This is a genomic window from Streptomyces sp. NPDC001270, from assembly GCF_042896695.1.
Lineage (GTDB): Bacteria > Actinomycetota > Actinomycetes > Streptomycetales > Streptomycetaceae > Streptomyces.
Genome location: NZ_JBIAXM010000019.1, coordinates 47,744 through 66,363, shown reverse-complemented (window position 1 = coordinate 66,363; position 18,620 = coordinate 47,744). Strand labels below are relative to the sequence as shown.

The 18,620-nt window shown below is 71.2% G+C and carries 13 protein-coding genes and 1 pseudogene; 3 read left to right on the top strand and 11 right to left on the bottom strand.

Annotated features, from left to right (window positions below; genetic code table 11):
* Window positions 1-131: 131 nt before the first annotated feature.
* From sbnA to msrA, 10 genes and pseudogenes are all read right to left on the bottom strand, one after another.
* Window positions 132-1,157 (bottom strand): 2,3-diaminopropionate biosynthesis protein SbnA, encoded by a 1,026-nt coding sequence (gene sbnA / locus ACFY2B_RS28860; protein ID WP_390765986.1) that lies wholly within the window; start codon window positions 1,155-1,157, stop codon window positions 132-134.
* Between the two features lie 37 nt (window positions 1,158-1,194).
* Window positions 1,195-2,265, bottom strand: a complete 1,071-nt coding sequence (gene sbnB, locus ACFY2B_RS28855) for a 2,3-diaminopropionate biosynthesis protein SbnB (RefSeq protein WP_390765985.1) — start codon at window positions 2,263-2,265, stop codon at window positions 1,195-1,197.
* Complete coding sequence (locus ACFY2B_RS28850) at window positions 2,262-3,266, bottom strand: TauD/TfdA family dioxygenase (RefSeq protein ID WP_390765984.1); 1,005 nt, start codon at window positions 3,264-3,266, stop codon at window positions 2,262-2,264. Before ACFY2B_RS28850 ends, sbnB begins: the two co-directional genes overlap by 4 nt.
* A gap of 41 nt (window positions 3,267-3,307) precedes the next feature.
* Window positions 3,308-6,571: an amino acid adenylation domain-containing protein gene (locus tag ACFY2B_RS28845; protein WP_390765983.1), complete on the bottom strand. Its 3,264-nt coding sequence runs from the start codon at window positions 6,569-6,571 to the stop codon at window positions 3,308-3,310.
* A 13-nt stretch (window positions 6,572-6,584) separates the two neighbouring features.
* A complete protein-coding gene (locus tag ACFY2B_RS28840) occupies window positions 6,585-9,194 on the bottom strand; it encodes a Pls/PosA family non-ribosomal peptide synthetase (protein WP_390765982.1) in 2,610 nt (869 codons plus the stop codon).
* A 305-nt stretch (window positions 9,195-9,499) separates the two neighbouring features.
* On the bottom strand, window positions 9,500-10,105 hold the full coding sequence (locus tag ACFY2B_RS28835; protein WP_390765981.1) for a D-Ala-D-Ala carboxypeptidase family metallohydrolase: 606 nt from the start codon (window positions 10,103-10,105) through the stop codon (window positions 9,500-9,502).
* Complete coding sequence (locus ACFY2B_RS28830; protein ID WP_390765980.1) at window positions 10,102-10,275, bottom strand: hypothetical protein; 174 nt, start codon at window positions 10,273-10,275, stop codon at window positions 10,102-10,104. Before ACFY2B_RS28830 ends, ACFY2B_RS28835 begins: the two co-directional genes overlap by 4 nt.
* A 201-nt stretch (window positions 10,276-10,476) precedes the next feature.
* Window positions 10,477-11,100, bottom strand: a pseudogene (locus ACFY2B_RS28825) (alkaline phosphatase D family protein); the annotation flags it as partial.
* A gap of 570 nt (window positions 11,101-11,670) precedes the next feature.
* The gene (locus ACFY2B_RS28820; RefSeq protein WP_390765979.1) at window positions 11,671-12,315 is read right to left on the bottom strand and encodes a hypothetical protein; all 645 of its coding nucleotides are present in this window, start codon (window positions 12,313-12,315) and stop codon (window positions 11,671-11,673) included.
* Window positions 12,316-12,646: 331 nt separating this feature from the next.
* Window positions 12,647-13,156, bottom strand: a complete 510-nt coding sequence (gene msrA / locus ACFY2B_RS28815) for a peptide-methionine (S)-S-oxide reductase MsrA (RefSeq protein ID WP_376532195.1) — start codon at window positions 13,154-13,156, stop codon at window positions 12,647-12,649.
* Window positions 13,157-13,616: 460 nt separating this feature from the next.
* Between msrA and abc-f the strand changes: the two genes are divergently transcribed.
* The 3 genes from abc-f (at window position 13,617) to ACFY2B_RS28800 (ending at window position 17,765) form a co-directional block, all read left to right on the top strand.
* A complete protein-coding gene (gene abc-f, locus ACFY2B_RS28810) occupies window positions 13,617-15,251 on the top strand; it encodes a ribosomal protection-like ABC-F family protein (RefSeq protein ID WP_390765978.1) in 1,635 nt (544 codons plus the stop codon).
* Between the two features lie 81 nt (window positions 15,252-15,332).
* Entirely contained in the window at window positions 15,333-16,958 is a 1,626-nt protein-coding gene (locus tag ACFY2B_RS28805; RefSeq protein ID WP_390765977.1) for an ABC-F family ATP-binding cassette domain-containing protein, read from the top strand.
* Window positions 16,959-17,135: 177 nt separating this feature from the next.
* Window positions 17,136-17,765, top strand: a complete 630-nt coding sequence (locus tag ACFY2B_RS28800; protein WP_390765976.1) for a hypothetical protein — start codon at window positions 17,136-17,138, stop codon at window positions 17,763-17,765.
* A gap of 105 nt (window positions 17,766-17,870) precedes the next feature.
* Here the strand turns inward: ACFY2B_RS28800 and ACFY2B_RS28795 are convergent, their stop codons facing one another.
* The gene (locus tag ACFY2B_RS28795) at window positions 17,871-18,521 is read right to left on the bottom strand and encodes an FMN-dependent NADH-azoreductase (RefSeq protein WP_390765975.1); all 651 of its coding nucleotides are present in this window, start codon (window positions 18,519-18,521) and stop codon (window positions 17,871-17,873) included.
* Window positions 18,522-18,620 lie beyond the last annotated feature (99 nt).

Genomic DNA, 18,620 nt, shown 5'->3' with positions numbered 1-18,620 from the left:
TTCCGCGCCGTTCGGACACCGCGACGACGTGTGGCGCGCACCGGGGCCGGTGCGCGCCACACATGTGTCGGACAGGAAGGACCGGCCGCGTTGCCGGGCCGGGGTCCGGCGCGGTATCGGTCCGGCACCCGTCAGGGCCGCTGCCGGCGCTCCGAGGTGGGCGGCAGCGGCTTGGGCCGCTGCGGACCCGCGGCCACCTGCTCGGGATCGAGGATCTGGTCTCCGTAGAGGTCCTGGAGCCAGTTGGTCTGGTAGATGGTGTCCAGGTAGCGCTCGCCGAGGTCCGGGGCGATGGCGACCGCGGTGAGGCCGGGCGTCCCGTGCTCGTCCAGCCAGTCCGACGCGCCGCTGACCACCGTGCCGGTGGAGCCGCCGAACAGGAAGCCCCGTCGGGCCAGTTGGTGGCAGGTGCGGATGGTGTCCGCCTCCTCGACCCAGATGACCTCGTCCACCAGGGACTCGTCGAGCAGCGGCGGGCGCATGCTCATGCCCAGGCCGGGGATCATCCGGCGGCCGGGCTTGCCGCCGAAGGCCACCGAGCCCGCGCTGTCCACGGCGACGATCCGCACGGGCCGGTGCCAGTGCCGGAAGTAACGGGCGCAGCCCATCAGGGTTCCGGTGGTGCCCGCGCCGACGAACAGCACGTCGAGCCGTGGGAACTGACAGGCGATCTCCGGCGCCGTACGGTGGTAGTGCGCCCGCCAGTTGCCCGGGTTGGTGTACTGGCTGAGCCACACGTAGCGGTCGTCGGAGGCGCACAGCGCACGGACGTAGTCGATCCGCGCGCCGAGGAAACCGCCGTTGGCGTCGGTGTCCGCGATGACGTGCACCTCGCTGCCCAGCGCCTCCATCAGGAGCCGGGTGGAGAGGTTGCATCGGGAGTCCGTCACGCACAGGAACCGGTAACCCTTGCTGGCGGCGATGATGCTGAGGGCCACGCCGAGGTTTCCCGACGAGGACTCGACCAGCGTTGAGTCCTGCATCAGGATGCCGTCACGCTCGGCGGCCTCCACCATCTCCACCGCGGCCTTCAACTTGATCGAGCCCGCGAAGTTGAAGCCCTCACACTTCAGGTAGAGGGAACGCCCGAGGGTCGGCTGCAGATCGACGTAGAGCTGGCCTTCGTTGAAGGCGTGGGGAGCGGATATGACGGGCACGGTTGACCTCCTGGTGCCAGGGCTGAGGGGAAGGGCGTCAGCCGTACCGGCGCAGGTCGTGGAAGAAGTCGTCGATGAGGCGGAGGTGACCCGCCTTGGTTGCCTGGTCGTAGACGAACTTGCCGACGGCGAGGTCGAGGACGCCCAGGCCGAACGGCGAGAAGATCACCGTGCGGTCGGCCGGCGGGAGGACCCGCTTGCACATGACGTCGTCGAGGGTGCCGTTCAGGAAGTCGCGGTTTCCGGTGAGCTGTTCGGCCAGGTGCGGGGACGTGTCGGCCTTCAGGCAGTGGTCGACGTCGTCGACGAAGTTCGCCGCGCCGAGCAGGACCTCGGGGGCGAGGTCGCGCAGCGACACGTGCAGGACCAGCGGGTGGTGTGCGAACAGGCCCTGGTCGGTGATGTGCGGGGTGCCGGCCACGGTGGCGAAGACCACCAGGTCGCTGGAGCGGATCAGCTCCTCGGGACGCTCGTGGACGGTGATCTCCCCGGTGGCGCCGGACTGCTTCAGGTAGCCGCAGAACCCGGCGGCGCTGTCGGTGGACAGATCGTGCACGCCCACCGACTCGAAGGTCCAGCCGGTGCCCGCGAGGAAGGTGTGGATGTAGCGGGCGATCAGTCCGGTGCCGAAGAACCCGATGCGGGTGGGCCGGGACCGGCCCCGGCTGAGCCGGTCGGCCGCCAGCGCGGCCGACGCCGCGGTCCTGGTCGCACTGATGATGGAGCTTTCCAGGCAGGCGAACGGGTACCCGGTGTCGTGGTCGTTGAGGATGAGGACCGCGGAGGCCCGGGGCAGCCCCGACGCCACGTTCTCCGGGAAGCTGGAGATCCACTTCAGGCCGTCCACCTGGCCCGGTCCGCCGACCGAGGCCGGCAGCGCGATGATGCGCGAGGAGGGCCGGTCCGGGAAACGCAGGAAGTACGACGGCGGGTTGACCGTGTCCCCGGCGCCGTGCAGCCGGTAGGTCTGCTCGACCAGTTCCACGATCTCCTTCTCGCGCCCGGCGAGGGCCTGCTGCACCTCGGCTCCGGAGATCACCGCGAAGCCCGGAACGTGCGCCGCCCCGGCGGTGGCCCGCCGCGCGTCGGGGGACAGGAGGTTCGTCATCGCCTGCTCGCTTCCGGGGTCGGGACGCAGTCGGTCAGCCGCCGGGGCTCGGCCATGGCGACCAGCACCTGGCGTTCTCCGGTGTACGGCTCCCTGCTGTGCGCGGTGCGTATGTTGTCCACGAGCAGCACGTCGCCGGCCTGCCAGGGCTCGCGCCGGGTCAGCTTCTCGTAGGTGCTGTTGAGCTGTTGCACGACGTCCTCGCCGATGGCGGAGCCGTCGCCGTACCGGGTGTTGAACGGCAGCCCGTCGGCGCCGTACTCCTCCACCAGGTACTCGCGCACCTCGGGCGCGAGCGTCCATTCGTTGAGGAAGGCGATCTGGTTGAACCAGCAGCGCCGTCCGGTGACCGGGTGGCGCACCACGGCGCTGCGCAGCTGCCGGGTGTGCAGGGAGCCGTCCGGCTGCCAGGTGAAGTCGATGGCATGGGCGCGGCAGTAGCGTTCGACGGCGGCGCGGTCGTCGGTGCCGAAGGACTCCGCGAGGGACGCCCCGATCTCGTCGTTGTAGCTGCGGGTGAGCAGCCAGCCCTCGCGTTCGAAACGCTCGCTGAGTTCCTCGGGCAGCGCCCGCAGGACCTGTTCGGCGTCGGCCACCGCGGTCGCCCCGCCCTCACCGGCCGGGATCAGGCACGCGAACAGCATCAGGCCGGGGACCTCCAGCGAGTAGCTCAGTTCGTGGTGCATGCACATCGGCTGGTTGGCCGGCCAGGTCGAGGAGGAGTACAGCCCCGGGCTGTACGTCTCCCGGGGAGCAAATGCCTCCCGCTCGGTCATCAGGCCGCCGGCCAGGCCCGTGAAGACGGCGCCGACCTGGTCAGGCGTGCGCGGACCCAGGCCGCGGACCAGCAGCGCACCGTGTTCGGTGACCTGCGCGCGCAGCGCGTCGCGGTACTCGGCCGCCCAGCTCGACGGGTCGGCGGGGGTGTTGACGCGCAGGAGCGGAGGGCTGTCCGGCGCCAGCTCCACGTCGAGCGGTGGTGCCAGGGGTGAGGACGACATCTCGGTTTCCTTTCGCTTGCCCCGGTGGGGGCGGTGGGGGCTCAGGAAGAGGCCAGTGGTGCGGTGGCACCGAGGACGGCCCGAGCCGCTTCGGCCGGCCGGGTTCGCAGGAAGTGGTGGCCGCCGTCGGGGAGTTCGTGCAACTCCACCTGTTCGGCCAGCAGCTGCCAGGCGCGGTGTCGGTCGGGTTCGCCGGCCGTGTTCGGGTCGTCGGCGGCCATGACCACGGTCACCGGTGCGGCCAGCTTGCGCTCCGGCGGGGTCTCCAGGGCGTCGGCGAAGTAGTGGTGCGCGCTCACGCAGTCGTGGCGGTAGGCGGCGGCCACGCGTGCGGCGTGCCGGGCGTTCAGCTCGGCGAGTTCGGGGTAGCCGCTGTCCGCGGTCAGCCGCTTGACGATCTCGGCGTCGCTCAGGTCCGTCAGCTCTCGGGCGGCGGCACGCCGTTCGGCGGCGGTGCCGGGCAGCTGAGCGCCGAGGAACACCCGGGCGACGTCCACGCCGCGTTCCTCCAGCAGTCGGGCCGTCGCCATCGCCGCGGCCGCGCCCGCGGAGTGGCCCCACAGCATGACCCGGGTGGGCCCGCGCGCGGTGATCTCGTCGGCGGCCCGCTGGGCCACCCGGGCGAGCGGCGCGAACGGCTCGTCGTGGGCGGCGAGGTCGTGGCCGGGCAGTTCCACGGCGTGGACCGCAGTGCCGCCGCCCGCCAGCGCGCCGGCCATCGGCTGGTAGTTGACGGCGTTGCCGCCCGCGTAGGGGAAGCAGACCAGGGTGCATTCCGGGGCGCCGCCCGCCTCCGCCAGCGGCTGGAGCAGGTCGGTGCGGTCGCGGGTGCCGCCGTCGAGCAGCGCGGCGAGGTCGGCGAGCACCGGGTTGCGGGTGATGTCCTTGAGGGAGACCGCGCGGTCCAGGGCGATGGTGAGCTTCACGGCCGACAGCGAGGTGCCACCGGAGTCGAAGAAGTGGTCCCGGCGGCCGATCTGTGGCTCGGGGACGCCCAGCAGCTCCGCCCAGGCGGCCGCCAGCTTCCGCTCGGCGGGGGTGCGCGGGGCGCGGTCGGGCTCCGCGGCGGTGTCCTGCTCGGCGGGCGCGGCCGTCTGTTCGGCCAGCGCCTTCAGGGCCTTCTTGTCGATCTTGCCGTTGGCGGTCAGCGGGAGGGCGTCCTGCCAGTGGAAGGCCGAGGGGACCATGTAGTCGGGCAGTACGGCGGCCAGTTCCTCGCGCAGCTCGTCCGCGGGCAGCCGCCGGCCGCTGTGGAAGGCGATCAGGTGCTTGCTGCCGCCGGCCCGTTCGGCGACGACGACCGCGCCGTCCCGTACTCCGTCCACCCCGAGCAGGGTGTTCTCGATCTCGCCGATCTCGATGCGGAAGCCGCGGATCTTGACCTGGCTGTCCCGGCGGCCGAGGAACTCCAGCTTTCCGCCGGGGTGCCAGCGGCCCCAGTCCCCCGCCAGGTAGAGCCGCTCGCCCGGCCGGTAGGGGTCCTCGCGGTACGCCTCGGCGGTCCGCTCGGGGTCGTTGACGTAGCCCCGGCCCACGCAGACCCCGGAGAACGCGATCAGGCCGGGGGCGCCGAGAGGCACCAGGGACAGCCGTTCGTCGACGACGTGGACCCGTACGTTGTTGACGGCGCGGCCGAGCAGCACCCGCTCGGGCACCTTGTCCATGACCTCGTGGTTGGTGTCGTCCGACGTCTCGGTGAGGCCGTAGGCGTTGACGAGTTTGATGCGCGGCTGGCCGGCGAACCAGCGCTGGACCAGTTCGCGTTTCAGCGCCTCGCCGGTCACCGAAACGCAGCGCAGGTCCGGCAGCTCGCGCGGGTGCTGCTCCAGGTAGGAGACCACGACCTCCAGGTAGGAGGGCACGACCTGCACCACGCCGACCCGGCCCTCGACGAGGGTGTCGACGAACCGTTCCACGTCCACCACGGTGTCCTGGCCGACCAGCAGCGTCCGGCCGCCCACCAGCAGGGCGGACACCAGCTGCCACAGCGAGATGTCGAAGCACTGCGGGGCCGTCTGCGCCACCACGCGCCCCTGGGTGATGCCCAGGTCGTCGATCTTGGCGTAGAGGTGGTTGAGCATGCCCGCGTGCTCGCACATCGCGCCTTTCGGCTCACCCGTGGAGCCGGAGGTGAAGTAGATGTAGGCCAGTTGCCCGGCCGAGACCGGCACCCCGACGTCGCCGTCGGCGTGCCCTTCCGCGTAGGCCGCCTCGATCAGCAGTTTCTCCACGTCCGGCAGGCCGGTCAGGGCCTCGTCGAGGGTGGTGGTGCTGCCGGACTCGGTCAGCACCAGACGGCATCCGGCACGCGACAACGTTGCCAGGATGCGTCCGGCGGGGAAGTGCGGTTCGATCGGCAGGTAGACGCAGCCGGCCTTGAACACCGCGAGGACCGAGGCGAGCCAGTCGAGGTTGCGTTCGGTGACCACGGCGACGACGCCCTCGTGTCCTGGTCCGCGGGCGAGGAGGGCCCGTGCCAGGCGGTTCGCGCGGGCGTTCAGCTCGCCGTACGTCCACGACCGGCCGCCCTTCACCGCGGCGACCACGTCCGGGTGCTCGCGCGCCCGCTGCTCGAACAGCTCGTGCGCCCTCGCCTGCGGCAGCGCCCGCTCGGGTCCGGCCAGTCGTTCGAGCTGCTCGTGCACCTCGTCGGCCGACACCAGGCTCTGCCCGGCGTGTTCGGCGTCCGGGCCGGCCGCCATCAGCCGCAGTGCGGTCAGGTGGTAGCCGCCGATCCGGGCCACGTATCCGGCGTCGAGCACCTGGGTGCGGTAGCGCAGCCGCAGGGCCAGCCGCCCGCTCCGCTCAGACCAGCCGACTCCCAGGACGGCGGCGTCCATCAGCCCGCCCTCGGACCCGGCCGGGTCGAACACGACCTCGTACGACGGCCCCGCCACCCGCAGCTCCCGCCACAGCCCGTCGACCGGGAAGTCCCGGTGCGCGAGCAGTTCGGACTCGACGCGGTGCGCGGCGGACACCAGGGCGCGCCAGGTCTCGGGCGTGACGGTCAGCCGGCACGGCAGCGGCCTGCTGCCTGCCCCGGCGACATAGCCCGTGACCACTTCCTGCTCGGCGGAGAGCGCGGCCAGCACCTTGGCGTGCGCGGCCAGCAGTACCGCGCTCAGCGGCACCCCCAGCTCCCGTGCGAGCTCGTGCACCCGTGCCGCCAGGTCGTCCGGCACCGCCGTCTCGTGCGCGGCCACGCCCGGCACGGGCTCGCCGACCCACCGCGGCACCGCTGTGCAGCCGCCGGCGCTCAGCACACGGCTCCAGTACTCCCGGTCCGATTCCACCTGCGCTCCCATCGCCTGACCTTCCTCAACTCACCGACGCTGCCGAGCCGTTGACGGACGGTGTCGCCGTTGTCCGGACCACCGCCGCCGGCGCGCCGGCGCCCGAGGTCAGCTCGGGGGCGGCGGGCAGGTCGGCGGCGGGGTTCCCGCCCCACTGCGCGTGGGCGGGGACTTCCTCGCCCTTCATGAGGAAGGAGTCGGGCGCCAGCAGCGCGCCGTCGCCCATGGTCACGCCGTAGTGCACATGGGCGGAGACGCCCACCGTGCAGCCGGCGCCGAGTGCCGTGCGGTCGGACTTGAACGTGCCGTCCTCCTGCGAATGGCACTGGATCTTGGACCCCTGGTTCAGGGTGCATCCGTCGCCGATGGCGGCGAGCGTCCGCTCCGTGATGAAGCAGCCGTCGTCGAAGACCGCCCGGCCCATGCGTACGCCGAGCATCCGCCACACCAGAGACTTGAAGGGCGTTCCGTTGAAGATTTCGAGGTACTGGTCCGGCACCTTCCACAGGCGTTCGTGCCACCAGAAGTACGGGTCGTAGATGGAGCACAACTTGGGCTGCAACGGGCGGAACCGCGTGATGATGCGCTCCGCCAGGACGTAGTGGAGCGTGGTGACGGCGAGCGAGAGGGCCAGGTATCCGGCGATCACCACGTGTCCGATGACGCCGTACAGCTCGACGGCGGCCAGGCCGATGATCGTGAGCACGAACGAGTGCAGCCAGCGGACGCCCAGCATCAGGACCATCGTGCCGAGGTTGTGCCGGTTCTTCGCCGCGAGCCGGCGTCGTTTGGTCTCGCCGGTCCTCAGGTCGTCGAAGCGTGAGTCGCGCTCCACCGACCGGGGGATCTCGAAGCACGGCGAGCCGAGGAGCCCGACGCCCTCACGGATCTCGCCGTCGAGGGGCACCATCACCTTCGTCGCGAGCAGGCAGTTGTCTCCCGTCCTGCCGCCCGCGGGATAGGCGATGTTGTTGCCGAGGAAGTTGCGCGGGCCGATCGTCGCCTGCGACACCCGGAAGGACGTGCTGGAGTACTCCGCGTTCAGAACGGACAGCCCGTCGGCCACCATGGTCCCGCTGCCGATGGAGACGAGGAACGGCGTCTCGTGCTGGAACTCCGAGCCGAAGTTCGAGCCGGTCTGGTCCACCTTGTTCAGGTGGTATCCGAGCCCGCGGAGGTAGTACACGACGTAGGAGCTGTCGCCGAACAGCCAGGCGAAGAACTTGATGTTGGTCATCCGGGCCACCGCGCGGTGCACCACGTAGTGGAATCCGTAGAGCGGGTAGACCCGGCCGGGCCGGACGGCGAGGCTCAGCAGCCGCGGCACCATGAACAGCACCACGAGGCCGACCGCGGTGAAGCCGAAGAAGAGGAGGAGGGACAGCACCAGCGCGTCGGAGAGCAGCGCCGCCGAGGAGAGTCCGGCGGCGCCGGACTTCAGCCGGGTCCCGATCTCCGGGACGTTGGTGAACAGGATGTACGTACCGCCCAGGCCGAGCGGCAGGTAGAGGAAGTACAGCTGGAGCAGGGCACCGAGCCCGAACCAGATCCGGCGCAGGCGACCGCACCGGGCCGGGGGCACCCGCAGGTAATCGGTCTGCGTGGGCTGTGCCGGGGAGCCGTGCCAGCGTTCGCCGTCCGGGATCCGCTGGCCCCGGTACAGGGCGGACGCGTGGCCGAGCTGGGTCCCGTCGCCCATCTCCGTGTCGATGTCCAGCACGGCCTTCTCACCGACGAACGCGTCCCGGCCGAAGGTGACCCGGCCGGTCTGGATGCGTCCGGCGTGCGCGCGGTAGCAGAGGAAGTAGGAGTCCTTGCGGATCACCACGCCGTCGCCGATCGTCAGCAGGTCGGTGCAGACCGGGACGGCGTGCGAGAGGATCGTGACGCCCTTGCCTATGCGGGCGCCAAGGGCCCGCAGGTAGAGCACGTACAGCGGATTGCCGATGAACAGGATCATCGGGTTGGCGTGCAGCAGTACCTTGACGAACCAGAAGCGCAGATAGGCAAGGCTCCACACCGGGAATTCCTGGGGCTTCCAGCGGCCCACCAGCAGCCACTTGGCGACGACCGGGAACACGCAGAGGGCCGTGAAGCCGATGCTGCCGAAGATCAGCGACCGCAGATAGGTTTCGGTGAAGCCGGAGGCGGCGGCGACCCACTCGAAGCCCCGGGCGGTGACGAGTCCGGCGGCGAACGAGTAGGCCAGGAAGATGAGCAGTTGCAAGCTGCCGCACAGGACATGGTTCGCCTTGCCCTTCGGCATCGCCGTCGCCGGTGTGGCCGGCGCCGGGGCGGGCTGGAGGGCCGGCGCGGCCGGGGCGGAAGCGGTCTGCGCCAGCGCCGCCGCCAGGCTCCGGACGGTCGGGCTGCGGTAGATGTCCTTCATGGACGCGGATGGCAGGTCCGTGCGCTTTCTGATTCGCGCGCAGAATTGGGCCATGACCAACGAATTGGCGCCGAGGTCGTTGAAGAAATGACTGTCGACCGGGACGCTTTCCGCTTTCACCAGATCGGCCAGGACTTCGGCGAATTTTCTCTCGGTTTCCGTCTGGGCCGGGCTCTCGGCGGTACCCGAGGAAACGGGTGCTTCGTCCGGTCCGGATATATAGACGTCGGCGGACTGCTCCACCATCGACCTCCTGGAGGACGTTTCCCTGCGCAATTACCTGATCACGAACCGCTCTGTCAGTTTCGGTCGGCCACCGTCGGGCTGCCACTCCGCCTGAGGCCCACGGCGCCCCGCCGACCCGCGCTGACCTGGTGTTTCCTGGCGACGCGGGCTGCGGGGGCGGGCCGTAGATCACCCGGATGGCGGTCTGCGCGACGGCCCGCCCCGGCCCGCGGAACCCCGCCGCGACGCCCCTCGGCCGCCGACGCGAAACGGCGCCGGCCCCCCGTGCGGGGGGACCGGCACCGACGGCGGTCAGGCCAGGGCGGTCACACCACGCCGCTCTCCCACCACCACGCCCCCGAGCCGTACGAGGGGTACTGGACCCGGCTGTCGACGTGCTGCCAGGAGTGGGTGTACGCCTCCAGGCCGGAGAAACCGCAGGTCTCGGCGATCCGGTAGACCTGGAGCGTGGTGTGACCCGCGACGACGATGTCGGCGGCGACGCCGTACACGTGCATGCTGTTGGCGGCGCCGCCCACGGACGAGTTGTGCGCGACGCTGCGGAAACCGGAGTTGACGGTGATCGCGCTGTTCCCGGCCTTCCTGCGCACCGCCTCCAGCTTGTAGATCAACCGCCGTACGTTCTCCTTGGCCTGCGCGGAACCCACCTTGCCGCCGCCGAGACCGGAGCCGTCCTTGGAGGAGAACTCGCTCCAGTCGAAGTGGGCCGTGGAGCCGTCCGCGTTCTCCAGGCCGTTGAGCACGCTCTGGGTCTGCGGGCCGACGGCGCCGTCGGCGGTCAGCCCGTACGCGGACTTCAAGCGTCTGACCGCGCCGTCGGTGGCGGGCCCGAACGCACCGTCCCAGGCGATACAGGTCTGCTGGGCGCTCGCGGCGGCCCAGCCGCCGAACCGGATCTGCAGTTCGGTCACATCCGCGCCGGTGAGGCCCTGTTGGAGGGTGCGGCTCCAGCCGTAGGAAAAGGCCCGGCCGGCCCGAGACCGGCGGCCAGTGCGAGGCCCGCCGCCGTGGTCACGCCCGCCGCGCCGCGCAGCAGACCGCGCCGGTCGACGCCCTCGCTGCCGTTGCGTCGCGTTTCCATGAAGATCTCCTCTGCTGGGTTCCGCTGGAACTGGGGGAGCTTCGACCACCGTGCGGAAGTGGCTCGTTGACGCGCCTGAACCGTAAGGGAAGCAGCCTTCGCCGTCGACCGCCGACAGCACCCCCGAAGGGGCGCGGGGAACTGCGCGACCAGCCCCCGGCGGACGAAACCGACCCCACCACGGCCCGGCCGACGCGGCGCCTACGCCGGCTTCAGCCCCTGGTCGCCCGCCTCCGTCACGAAGGACGCCGCGGTGGTGAGGGGCGCCCCCGGGGCCGTGACCTGGGAGACCGTCTTGAAGTCGATGTGCGCCCGGTCCTGTGCCAGGGCCACGGTCGCGTAGCCGCGCTGCCCGTTGTAGAACTACAGGTGCGGATTGGCGGCCAGGTAGGTGGCCCAGTTCGACGGACGCGCCGAACCGTTGCCGCCGCTGGTGACCGACGACGTGACGATCTCCGTCCCCACCGTGCGCGAGGCGGGGTCGGCGAAGTCCCGCTTGATGTCGAAGCCGTAGTGCACGTGCACGTCGCCGGTGAGGACCATCAGGTTGTCCACGGCCGCGGCCCCGGCGAGCACGCGTTCCCGCGACGCCGGATAGCCGTCCCAGGAGTCCACGGAGACCTTCGACGGCAGGGTCGTGGTGTTGTACCGGCGGGAGAAGGTGACCTGCTGGGGCACGACGTACCACAGCGCCCGGGAGCGGTGCCAGCCGTCGATGAGCCACCGTTCCTGGGCGTCTCCGGTGGGGGTGCGCGCCGGGTCCTCGGACTCGGGACCGGGGTACTGCCAGCCGTCGCCGTATGCCTGGTCGGAGCGGTACTGACGCGCTGGTCTGCGTCCAACTGGCGAGCACCTGGGGCTTGTCCGCGGGGCGTCGTCGGCCGCCGTGGCGGTGACGGTGACGGTGATCAGGGCGAGCGCCGATGCGGCGAGGCCGGTGGCGAGTCTGCGGTGCATTCCACTCCGCAGGGAAGCTGCCGCCACGGACAGAAGCAGCAGGGGCATGACAATGATGGAAGCGGAACGCACGGCCGACCAACCGTACGGACCCTAATGGGCCGTCAACTCTCGGGTGTGCGACGGAATCTGAGCGCACGAAGGCTCACGAAGCACACGAAGGCTCATGAACGGCGGGACGAGGCGGAACGAGGCGACGGGCCGCGGGGGCCGAGCGCGGGGGCCGGCGGCAATCCGAACAGGGGATCAGTTGTTCCCTGGAACAGGTGATCGTCGCTCAGGAGACCACCGGGGCGCTCGGGGCGGAACGATACTTACGGTGTGCAAGGCACGGGCTGCAGACCGTAGTTGACGCACAGGTCCCACATGACAGTCACATCGCAAGGAGCAGCACGATCATGAACCTTCTCACCGACGTCCTCGCCGGCCTCGTCCACTTCATCGGCTGGCTGGTCTGACGTCCGCAGAAGCGCACAGCGGCGCCGTCTCCCCGTCCCAGGGAGGCGGCGCCGCCCGCGTAGGCCCGTAGCCCCGGGCGACCGAGCCCAGAACGGCTCCTCCGCCGCGGCGGGCCGGAGGCGCCGGGCGGCGGTTGTTCGCGTTCAGCCGCCACAGGGGGGCGCCGTGCGCGGACAGGTGCAGCCGGCGCGCGGTGAAGCCGTGCCCCGCACTGCCGTAGGAGCCGTGTTCGACGCGCTCGTCGATCCGGAAGTCCGGCCGGCCGCACGGTACGGTGCGCTCGGGCCCGGTGACGACGAGCCCCCCGTCGAAGACGTGCAGCCGGGTGTCCCGGTGGGCGAGCCCGCCCTCGACCCGGATCGCGACGACGGGGAGGGCGATCGCCGGCACGACGAGTGCCGTCGCGACCGCCTTGGCCGGCCCGCCGTACGGTCCGGCCAGCGGGCCGGTGCCCGGCAGCAGCAGGACGAGCGCGACCAACGCCGACACGCATCCGAGTCCCGTGATCCGGCTGCCGAGGCCCTGCGTCATGACGTGCCCGCCCAGCCCGTGCCGCCGGGCCGCCCCCAGCGCCCGCTCCAGCGCCTCCCGGTCGGCCTTGTCCGACCGCGGCCCCCAAGCCATTGCACCCCCTCCACGGCCGCGCCCCCCGGCCGTGGATGACCGGACCGGGCACCCCGTGCCTGGACACGCGTTTCCCGGTCAGGCGGTTCCCCGGCCCCCGCGCGGCCATCGGATCCCCCACCCGGCCGCCGCACGCCCCGGCCCACCGGAGCGGAAGGTCCCGGACCCGCCAGTCCGTTTCCCGGCGCCGACCAGTGGGCTCCTTCGGCCGGGCTTCACCGGAGTGCGCATGCCGGCCCGCGAACGGGCACACCGGCGACCGCGGACCGTACGGCGGCCCGTGGCCGCGCCCGTCCGCGCCACGGCGCCCACGGCACCGCCGCCGCGGGTGTCACGCCGCGCGCTTGGGCAGCCGCCAGTTGGGGCGCGGGAAGTGGCAGGTGTAGCCGTTCGGATAGCGCTGCAGATAGTCCTGGTGCTCCGGTTCGGCCTCCCAGAACGGGCCGGCCGGGACGACCTCGGTGACCACCGGGCCGGGCCACAGCCCGGACGCGTCGACGTCGGCGATGGTGTCCTCGGCGATCCGCCGCTGCTCGTCGTCGAGGTAGAAGATGGCGGAGCGGTAGCTGGCCCCCAGGTCGTTGCCCTGCCGGTCCTTCGTGCTCGGGTCGTGGATCTGGAAGAAGAACTCAAGGACGGTGCGGTAGTCGGTCACGGCGGGATCGAAGGTGATCTCGATCGACTCGGCGTGGTTGCCGTGATTGCGGTAGGTCGGATGCGCGATCTCGCCGCCGCTGTAACCCACCCTGGTCTTCAGGACTCCCGGCTGCTTGCGGATCAGTTCCTGCATGCCCCAGAAGCAGCCACCGGCCAGCAGTGCCTTCTGCTCGTTGTCGCTCATCACACGTCACCCTTCTTCCGTGTCCGGAACTCCGGCGCACCGCCGCCGCCCGTGCCCCGCCCCACGCGCGGTTCACCGGCGTCCGCCGTGGCCGTTCCTGCGAACCACCGGCGCTTCGCAGGATATTCCAACCAGGACCGCACCATCTCGCCAAGCGCGATCACCTGTCCGACCGGTGATGCACTGCACACCCTGATTTCGCCACCTGCTGAAAGAGTGACGAGCCCGGACTCCGCCGAATCCGCCCCGTCGGACTGCTACACTCGGTGGCACCTTTGATCGTTTCTGAGGAGACCAGACATGGCGGGTGACGACGACATCTCCGGGTGATACCCGGATCTGATCGGCCACCGGTGGGCGCAGTGGAGCGCCGCCGACGTGGCCGGATCGTCGTCGCCTTCTTCCCTTGTCTGCCCCGGGCAGTGACACCTACCTGCCCTCTCCTCCCCAGAGGTTTCCTATGTCCGACGCTTCCGTCGTCTGCTCGCACCTGTCCTTCTCCTGGCCCGACGACACCCCGGTCTTCCAGGACCTGTCCTTCACCGTGGACGCCGGCCGCACCGGCCTGGTCGCGCCCAACGGCTCCGGCAAGAGCACCCTGCTCAGGCTGATCGCCGGTGAGCTGCGGCCGACCTCCGGGTCGTCGACCGTCTCCGGCACACTCGGATACCTGCCGCAGAGCCTTCCGCTCACCCGCGGCCTGACGGTGGCCGAGGTGCTGGACGTCGCCGAGGTGATCAGGGCCCTGGACGCCGTCGAGTCCGGGGACGTGCGCGAGGAGCACTTCACGACCATCGGTGACGACTGGGACATCGAGGAACGCACCCGCGCCCAGCTGGACCGGCTCGGCCTGGGCGATCTCGACCTGGACCGGCGCCTCGGCACGCTCAGCGGCGGCCAGGTCGTCTCGCTGGGCCTCGCCGCCCAGCTGCTCAGGCGCCCCGACGTGCTGCTGCTCGACGAGCCCACCAACAACCTGGACCTGGGCGCGCGGCACAAGCTCTACGACGTGCTGGACGACTTCACCGGCTGTCTGCTGGTGGTCAGCCACGACCGCGCGCTGCTGGACCGCCTGCAACGCATCGCCGAACTCGACCGCGGTGAACTGCGTTTCTACGGCGGCGACTTCACCGCGTACGAGGAAGCCGTGAAGGCCGAGCAGGAGGTCGCCGAGAAGAACGTACGCAACGCCGAACAGGAGCTGAAGCGGGAGAAGCGGGAGATGCAGCAGGCCCGCGAGCGCGCCGAGCGGCGGGCGAGCAACGCCGCCCGCAACCTCAAGAACGCGGGCCTGCCGCGTATCGTCGCCGGAAACCTGAAGCGCAGCGCGCAGGAGTCGGCGGGCCGGTCGGGTCAGCTGCACGCCTCCCGGGTCAGCGAGGCCAGGGCCCGGCTGGACGAGGCCGGGCGTGCCGTGCGCGACGAGCAGCGCATCACCTTGGACCTGCCCGACACCGGTGTCCCGGCGGGACGCACCGTCTTCCTCGGCGAATGCCTCCAGGTCCGGCACGGCGACCGGGCGCTGTTCGCCGGGGACGGCGTCGAGCTCACGATCCGCGGCCCCGAACGGATCGCGCTGACCGGACCGAACGGCGCGGGCAAGTCGACCCTGCTGCGCCTGATCAGCGGCGATCTCGACGGCGAGACGGGGCGGATCAAGCGGGCCGACGGCCGCATCGCGTATCTCTCGCAGCGACTCGACCTGCTGGACACCGGCCGGACGGTCGCCGAGAACTTCGCCGCGTACGCGCCGCACCGCACGGAGGCGGAGCGGATGAACCTGCTGGCACGCTTCCTGTTCCGCGGCGCGCGGGCCCATCTGCCCGTGGCGGCGCTGTCCGGCGGGGAACTGCTGCGGGCCACCCTGGCCTGTGTGCTGTGCGCCGAACCGGCCCCCAACCTGCTGCTCCTGGACGAGCCGACGAACAACCTCGACCTGGTCAGCATCGGCCAGCTGGAGAGCGCGCTCGGTTCCTACCAGGGCGCTTTCGTGGTCGTCAGCCACGACGAGCGGTTCCTCGCCGAGATCGGCGTGAACCGCCGGCTGCGACTGGAGGGCGGGGCGCTGGTGGAGACGGCGGCGCCCGAGGTGTGAGCGCCGGCTCATCGGCCGTGCCCGCACCCGAGGCAGCAGCCCGGCGGGCACCCTCACCCCTCACACCTCCGGTGGACCCCCATGTCTGTGCAGCCCGCGCTGCTCGCCCACGACCTCGTCCGCACCCTCGGCACCCGCCGTGTGCTCGACGGTGTCTCCCTCACCGCCTCCCCCGGTCACCGCATCGGTCTGATCGGGGAGAACGGCGTCGGCAAGTCGACCCTGCTCGGCCTGCTCGCCGGAACCGACCGACCCGACTCCGGCAGCGTCGTACGCCCCGCCGACCTGGGGTATCTGCTCCAGGAGATGCCGTACGACGCCGTGTCGACGCTCGCCGACGTGCTCGACGACGCCCTGCGCGAGGCCCGGGACGATCTCGCGCGGCTCGACCACCTCACCCGGCGGCTCGCCGACACCCCGGAGTCCCACCCCGACCACACCGGACTCCTCCAGGAGTACGGCCGGCAACTGGAACTGGCACAGGAACGGGACTCCTGGGACGCGGACCGGCGTGCCGCGATCGTGCTCGGCGGGCTCGGCCTGGGCGAGATCCCGCACGACCGCACGCTCGGCTCGCTCTCCGGCGGGCAGCGCGGCCGGCTGGCCCTCGCCGCGCTGCTGCTCCGGCGGCCCACGGCGCTGCTGCTGGACGAGCCGACCAACCATCTCGACGACGACGCCGCCGCCTTCCTGGAGGAACAGGTGCGCGGCCTGCCCGGAGTGGTCGTGCTGGCCAGCCACGACCGGGCGTTCCTCGACGCCGTGTGCACGGACCTGATCGACCTCGATCCCGCGCCGGAGGGCCCGGTCCGCTTCGGCGGCAACTACAGCGCCTACCTGACCGAGAAACAAGCCGAACGGGAACGCTGGGAGCAGCGATACGCCGAGGAGCAGGAGGAGTTGGCGGCCCTGCGCCACTCGGCCGGGGTCACCGCGCATCGCGTCGCGCCGGACCGGGGCCCGCGCGACAACGAGAAGATGGGCTACGGCCACCGGGGCGGCCGGGTGCAGAGCCAGGTCTCACGCCGGGTGCGCAACGCCGCCCGGCGGCTCGACGAACGGGAACGCACCCAGGTCGCCGAGCCGCCGCGGCAGTTGCGCCTGCGGTATCCGGTGCTCGCGGGCGACCCGGTGGAGGGCACCCTCGTGTCGCTGCGCGACGTCCGGGTGCCGGGCCGGCTCGCCGTGCCCCGGGTCGACGTGGCGGCGACCGAACGGCTGTTGGTCACCGGGGACAACGGGGCGGGCAAGTCGACCCTGCTGGCCGTGCTCGCCGGACGGCTCGGCGCCGACGGCGAGGTGCGGCGGCGGCCCGGTCTGACCGTGGGGCTGCTGCGGCAGGACACCGTCTTCGACCGGCCCGACCGCACCGCCCAGGAGACCTACGAGGGTTCGCTCGGCGCCGAACGGGCGGAGGCGGTCCCGTTGTCGTCACTGGGGCTGTTGCACGAGGCCGACCTGGACAAGCCGGTGGGACACCTCTCCGTCGGCCAGCGGCGCCGGCTCGCGCTGGCCCTCCTGGTGGCCCGCCCACCGCAGTTGCTGCTGCTCGACGAACCCACGAACCACCTGTCGCCACGGCTGTGCGACGAACTGGAGGAGGCCCTGGGCACCGGTCCCGGCGCCATCGTCCTGGCCAGCCACGACCGCTGGTTGCGGCAGCGCTGGCCGGGCCGCGAACTGCGGCTGACGTCGGACGTCCGGTGAGGTCTCTCCGACGGACATGCACGCCGACGGGCGACATGCCTACCGCATGCCGCCCGTAGCTCGATCGAGTGCCGTGCACGGGTGTTTCCGCCTCGGCGGCCTCACACCTGCCAATACCGCGTCAGTGGATCGGTACCATGCGCACCAGCATCCATCGTCTCCAAGGAGGGAACGGCTGTGCCCAGTCAATCGACCGATGCCTCGGTCCGGTCCCGCTACGTCGAGCAGGCCGCGTCGGATCTGCGGGACAACCGGCGCCGGCAGCAGGAACTCACCGAGATGATCGCCACGTTGAAGCAGGAGGAGGTCCTCCTGCGGAACATCCTCGACGTCACCGAGCGTTTCGACGCGCCCTCGGACGGCGCTCCGTCGGACGGCACGCCCCTGCCGCAGCAGGCGCGGGACGAGCCCGCCCTGGTTCCCGCCGCCGCGGCACCGGCGGCGCCGGCGGTTCCCCGGCGCCGTACCACGCGCACGGCCGCGGGCCCCGAGCCCGGGAAGAAGCAGTCCACCCGGGCCTCCGCGCAGGTGAAGGCACGCAAGCCACTGCTCGGGGATGTCTTCCTCGACCTGTTGCGCACGCACGACGAGCCTTGTCTCGCCAAGGACTTGCGTGCCGAGTTGATGCGGGAGCACCCCGAGCGGACCCCGACCCCGCAGGTCGTGCGCAACACTCTGGAGGCGCTCGTCGCCAAGGGCCGTATCCAGCGCCACAAGGAGCAGCGCTCGGTGCTGTACTCGCTCGTCGAAGCGGCGTCCGCGAAGTCCGCCGAGGCCGTGGGTGACACGCCGGACGGCGACGCCTGACACACCCCCTGGTACCACCCGGTACCAGAAAACGCGCAGACAGACACACAGCCCGCCGCTCTCACACCCGTACGGCCGCACCACACATGTCGCGGCCGGGAGCGGCTACGCGACGAGACGCTCGATGAGGGCCTTCGCCTTGTCCGACGCGTCCCGCAGAGCACGCTCGCGCGAGGATTCGAACAGCGGGATCAGCTCGGCCATGGCCGGGTTGTGCGGAGCCATGGTCAGCTCGGGGACGATGAAGTCGACGTCGAGCCCGAGGCCGTCCGCGAGGATCGCCGACAGGTAGTTCTGCACGTACTCGTAGTTCTCGCGCGGTGTGCCCGGCGCATAGGAACCGCCGCGACTGGCCACGACGGTGACCGGGGTGCCCTTCGCCGAGGGGTTCTCCCCCGCGGTGCGGCCGATGAGGAGCACGTTGTCCAGCCATGCCTTGAGCGTCGACGGGATGGCGAAGTTGTACATCGGCGCGCCGAGGACCACCGCGTCCGCCTGCTCCAGTTCCTCTATCAGCTTCACCCGCACGGCGAAGTCCCTCGCCTGCTCGGGCGTGTGGGCGGCCGGGTCGGTGTAGCCGGCGGAGTGGCCCGCCGCCGTGATGTGCGGAACCGGTTCGGCCCTGAGGTCGCGGTAGATCACCGTTCCGTCGGGGTGCTGCTCCTGCCAGCTCTTGCGGAAGACCGCCGTCACCGCTCGGGAGGCGGACGCCTCGCTCGGGAAGACGGACGAGTCGATGTGCAGCAGGGTGGCCATGCGTGTCTCCAGGGGAACGTGCCCGCGGCTTCCACCGCGAGCTGAGTTTTCGTACTCGGCTATATCTAACACATGGACTTACTTTTTTTCATCCCCCAA

Bases quoted from the DNA above. Each gene is read 5' to 3' on its own strand.
- sbnB (WP_390765985.1), bottom strand. From the start codon at position 2,265: ATGACGAACCTCCTGTCCCCCGACGCGCGGCGGGCCACCGCCGGGGCG.
- ACFY2B_RS28850 (WP_390765984.1), bottom strand. From the start codon at position 3,266: ATGTCGTCCTCACCCCTGGCACCACCGCTCGACGTGGAGCTGGCGCCG.
- ACFY2B_RS28845 (WP_390765983.1), bottom strand. From the start codon at position 6,571: ATGGGAGCGCAGGTGGAATCGGACCGGGAGTACTGGAGCCGTGTGCTG.
- ACFY2B_RS28840 (WP_390765982.1), bottom strand. From the start codon at position 9,194: ATGGTGGAGCAGTCCGCCGACGTCTATATATCCGGACCGGACGAAGCA.
- ACFY2B_RS28830 (WP_390765980.1), bottom strand. From the start codon at position 10,275: ATGGAAACGCGACGCAACGGCAGCGAGGGCGTCGACCGGCGCGGTCTG.
- ACFY2B_RS28820 (WP_390765979.1), bottom strand. From the start codon at position 12,315: ATGGCTTGGGGGCCGCGGTCGGACAAGGCCGACCGGGAGGCGCTGGAG.
- msrA (WP_376532195.1), bottom strand. From the start codon at position 13,156: ATGAGCGACAACGAGCAGAAGGCACTGCTGGCCGGTGGCTGCTTCTGG.
- abc-f (WP_390765978.1), top strand. From the start codon at position 13,617: ATGTCCGACGCTTCCGTCGTCTGCTCGCACCTGTCCTTCTCCTGGCCC.
- ACFY2B_RS28805 (WP_390765977.1), top strand. From the start codon at position 15,333: ATGTCTGTGCAGCCCGCGCTGCTCGCCCACGACCTCGTCCGCACCCTC.
- ACFY2B_RS28795 (WP_390765975.1), bottom strand. From the start codon at position 18,521: ATGGCCACCCTGCTGCACATCGACTCGTCCGTCTTCCCGAGCGAGGCG.